The sequence below is a fragment of the Streptomyces sp. NPDC002573 genome (genome assembly GCF_042889625.1).
Classification (GTDB): domain Bacteria; phylum Actinomycetota; class Actinomycetes; order Streptomycetales; family Streptomycetaceae; genus Streptomyces; species Streptomyces gibsoniae.
This window is the reverse complement of sequence record NZ_JBIARC010000195.1, coordinates 1-4,179: the sequence shown is the minus strand read 5'-3', so window position 1 is coordinate 4,179 and position 4,179 is coordinate 1. Positions and strand designations below refer to the sequence as shown.

The following is a 4,179-nucleotide window of genomic DNA, read 5'->3' as shown; positions in this document are numbered from 1 at the left end:
CCCCCAGGTCATGCGTGCGACAGGGGGCAAACAGCCATACCGGACCCGGGGGGCCAGGCACCCCGTTGCGGGGCCACGAGAAAGGTAACGGGGCGTCGGCCGGGGGAGGTCGGGGCGGGCGGGTGCCGGGCGCCGGGGTGGCGTCACGAGGGCGCGTGTCGGGTCGTGATCAATGGGCATCGCAGCTTGCGGGGCGGGTGCCCCGTCGGGCTACGGGGCCCGGCGGTCTGCGGCTGCGCCCTGTGGGCGCGAGTGACCGGAAGCGATGCCTCAGGCAGCGGCAGGGTCCGGGGCCCCGGCTGCGTGCCCGCCGGGATGGTGTGTCAGACCATGGCGAGCCGGTCCACCAGCAGCTCCACCCTGCGCTCGGTGTACTCCGGCGGCAGCCTTCCCGACCGGGTCAGGGTCGCCACCCCGTGGAGGGACGCCCAGAACACCTCGGTGAACAGCCCTGGGTCAACGCCGTCCCCGGCGACCTCGCCGAGGCACTCCAGCAGCGCGGCGAAAGCGTCCTTGAGAGGTTCCGGGGTGTCCTCCTGCGCGTACGCCAGACCGCCGTCGAGCTGGAAGATGGCGTCGTAGACCGCCGGGTTGCGTGCGGCGAAGTCGAGGTAGGCGCGCGCGAGGGCGGCGACCCGCTCGCGCGGGCCGTCCACGGCGGCGGTCGCGGCCCGCACCGCCGCGGCCATCTCGGTGGCGCCCTGGAGGGCGACGGCGCCGATGATCTCGCGCTTGCCGCGGAAGTGGCTGTAGAGGACGGGCTGGCTGTATTCGATGCGCTCGGCGAGCTGGCGGGTGGTGACCGCGTCCCAGCCTTGCTGCTCGGCGAGTTCGCGGGCTGTCGCCACGATGAGCCGTTCGCGCTCCGCCCGTTCGCGCTGCTTGCGTTCCTGTACCGACATGGCTCGATCCTAGCACCGCTAGACAAGCAAGCGGCGGTAGAGCTAGCGTTGCCTCATCAGCTATCAATGCTAGATGTCGGGAGGGGTCATCATGCTCAACGCACTCGAGGTGTTCACCACCGTGGTCGTCGGTGTGATGGTGGGGGTGGAGTTCTCCGTCGCCTTCGTCATCAACCGGATCCTCGACGCACTGCCCGGTGACAGTGGCCAACTCGGCCGCGCCCACGGGGGCCGGATGCTCGGCGCCGTGATGCCGGTCTGGTACATCACCTCGCTCGTCCTCGTCGTGGTCTGGGCCATCGCCGGATGGCACCACCACGGCACCGGCCTCGTCGTCACCGCCGGCGCGCTGCTGATCCTCAGCGTGATCATGTCGCTTCTGCTGCTCGTCCCGATCAACAACCGGGGCAAGACGTGGACCCCCGAGAACCGGCCCGAGGACTGGAAGGAGCAGATGAACCGCTGGGACCGCTACCACTACGTCCGCGTCGCCGTCATCATCGCCGCCTTCGCCCTGCTGGTCGCCGCCCTCGCCTGAGCCCGCGGGCCGACACCGCGCCGGTGGCGCACGATTTTCGCTCCCTGGGCGGCAGCGGGCCACCGAAATCCCGGCATCCGGGAATGCAGCTGCCGCTCGGGGCCCGCAACTGCGATCCCGAGAGGCTGGGTCCCTCGATGACCTGCACGGCTCCCGGCGCTCGGCTCTGGTGCGGTGAGGTCTTTGACCCAGATCACCGAGGCACGCTGGTGAAGCCCGGCGAGGCGGCTTTCCGGGGTCTCGTCGTAGCGGGTCGCGATGTTGCGGCGCGTGGACCGGGCCTACGCCGCCCTCCGTAGCAATCGGATTCACGGGCTGAGCGGTCTGCCGGCACAGTGGGTGATCGCCAGGATCGCCATGTCGTCATCGCGTGGACCGCCGGTCCAGTGCTCGACATCGCGTACCAGGACCTCAATCACCTCGTCCGGCCGCCGGAACGGGCCCCGGCCTCCGAGCCGGGTCACCGCTTCGTAGAAAGCCCCGGAAGGATCCCGGGCCTCTGTCACTCCATCGGTGACCAGCAAAAGCGTGCTGCCGACCGGGAAGGGCCACTCCCCGGGCTCTGCCTGCGGTCCGCCCAGGTCCCTCATACCCAGCGGAAGACCCGGCTCGGCCGGATCCAGCGAGGACACCGTGTCCCCCTCGATCAGATACGGCGAGGGGTGGCCGCAGTTCAACAGCCGCACGTGGTGTGCGCCCGGTGTGATCTCACCGAGCAGCGCCGTGACAAACCCCTCTGTCCGGATGACCTCCTCGCGCCACGAGGCATCTTTGACCAGGGCGCGCTCCAGGCGCTCGGCCAGCACCACGAGGCTGGGTGCCTGGTCTGCCGCCTCCCGGAACGTGCCCAGCAGTACGGACACCACGCCGACCGCGCCCAGGCCCTTGCCCCGTACATCCGCGATCAGCAGCCTGATGCCGTACGGCGTGTCCTGAACGCCGTACGCGTCACCGCCGATCAACGCCTCGATGTGCGCAGCCTTGTAGACGGCGGCGATGGCCAACGCGCCCAGACGTGTCGGCGGCAAGGGCAGTACGGCACGCTGGGCGGCCGCAGCGACAGAACGCATTGCTTCCAGCCGCCGCTCATGGCGAGCGACCACCCGGTTCACGCCGATGCCGACCAGCGCGGTGAACACCGCGCTGGTCAGTTCGAACGTGCCGCCGACATGGCCGAGGTAACCGACCTCGATCAACAGCGCCAGATCGACCGAAACGAGGGCCGCTCCAACCGCGATCGTGTGCCGCAGCGAGAGCAGTGCCCCCGCCACCATGACAGCGGCGCCCAGCAGGTAATCGCCCCAAAAGTCACGCGGATAGTAAGCGTTCCAGACGGTCCCGGTGATGAACAGGGCGCTTGGTATGAAGGAGAAGTACCGGGGTCGCCTTGTGGAGAGTGGGTCCATCCGCGCCCCGATTCCGCATCAACTGGCCTATACCCGAAGAGCAACCTTATGCACCCTCTCTGCGGAGGGCGGGACGCCTCGCCACACCCCTACTTGATCAGCCCCCGACGGCTTAAGCGGGGTTGACCGCGGAGCCGTCATCCAGCAGACCACTGGACGGGACAGACAACTCCCGCACGGCTTCACTCGGATGGATTCGCACCCCGCCGCGGCGTCGCGTACGTGCACCCGACGCACATCACACTGAGGTGATCCCCGTGGTGTGGACACACCTGACAATGGATCTTGTCGATCCTGGAAGGTGTAGATCCACGTGGCACGGCCCTCGAAGTACAGTGCGGAGTTCCGGTCCGACGCGATCGCGTTGTGGCGGGCTTCGGCCGGTAGGCGGACGTTCAAGGACGTCGCGGCCGATCTGAATGTCAACCCCGAGACGCTGCGGACCTGGGTGCGTGACGCCGACGGCCGTCCAGTCGCCGCCGGAGCGTCGCAGGACACCGAGGCCGAGCTGGCCCGGCTGCGGGCGGAGAACGCGCGGCCGGCCAGGGCGGAGAAGGAATGGCAGCTCGAGCGGGAGATCCTGCGCCGGGCAGCGGCGTATTTCGCCCGGGAGATGAAGTGAAGACCGCCGCTTGGGACTTCGTCTCCGCCCACGCCGAGATGTTCGGCATCAAGCGGATATGCAGGGTGTTGGAAGTCTCCCGCTCGGGCTACTACGGGTGGATCGCCGGCGCCAAGGCACGGGCGGAGCGGCAGGCCGCCGATGACGTGCTGGTCGCCGAGATCCGTGAGATCCACGCCGAACACCATGGGAACTACGGCGCGCTGCGGGTCCATGCCGAACTGCGCGGCTTCGGCCACACGGTCAACCGCAAGCGGGTGGCCAGGCTGATGCGCAAGCACGGCATTGTCGGCCGTCACCTGCGCAAGAAGAAGCGAACCACGGTCCCGGACCACCTCGCGCCGCCGGTGGCGGACCTGGTCCAGCGGGACTTCAGCGCCGGCGCTCTGGACGAGAAGTGGTGCGGCGACATCACATACGTGCAGGTCGGAGCCGTCTGGCTCTGCCTCGCCTGCGTCATCGACATCCGCTCGCGCCGGGTGCTCGGCTACTCGATGGCCACGCGCATGCGCGCTGAGTTGGTCATCGACGCGCTCAAGGCTGCCGTCGCGGCCCGCGGCGGTGACGTCACCGGAGTGATCTTCCACGCGGACCCCGGATCGCAAGGCGGATTCAATCGGTCGTTGCAACACCTCGTCCTCGGAGGTGTTGATGGGCAGGCCAGCAGGGTGGATGGCGGCGTTGACTGGACGGTCGCCGATGAAGTCCCCG

General features: G+C 68.9%; 3 protein-coding genes and 1 pseudogene. 2 read left to right on the top strand and 2 right to left on the bottom strand.

The genetic code is table 11. The features are described 5' to 3' along the window. Positions 1–323 precede the first annotated feature (323 nt). On the bottom strand, positions 324–902 hold the full coding sequence (locus tag ACFYX0_RS46970) for a TetR/AcrR family transcriptional regulator (protein WP_355920488.1): 579 nt from the start codon (positions 900–902) through the stop codon (positions 324–326). Between the two features lie 91 nt (positions 903–993). Here ACFYX0_RS46970 and ACFYX0_RS46965 point away from each other — a divergent pair, with 91 nt between their 5' ends. Then, entirely contained in the window at positions 994–1,440 is a 447-nt protein-coding gene (locus ACFYX0_RS46965; protein ID WP_355920491.1) for a DUF1772 domain-containing protein, read from the top strand. 308 nt (positions 1,441–1,748) lie between these two features. Here the strand turns inward: ACFYX0_RS46965 and ACFYX0_RS46960 are convergent, their stop codons facing one another. Continuing rightward, positions 1,749–2,846, bottom strand: a complete 1,098-nt coding sequence (locus tag ACFYX0_RS46960; RefSeq protein ID WP_388981762.1) for a PP2C family protein-serine/threonine phosphatase — start codon at positions 2,844–2,846, stop codon at positions 1,749–1,751. Between the two features lie 313 nt (positions 2,847–3,159). Here ACFYX0_RS46960 and ACFYX0_RS46955 point away from each other — a divergent pair. Next, positions 3,160–4,073: pseudogene (locus ACFYX0_RS46955) on the top strand (IS3 family transposase); the annotation flags it as partial. Positions 4,074–4,179 lie beyond the last annotated feature (106 nt).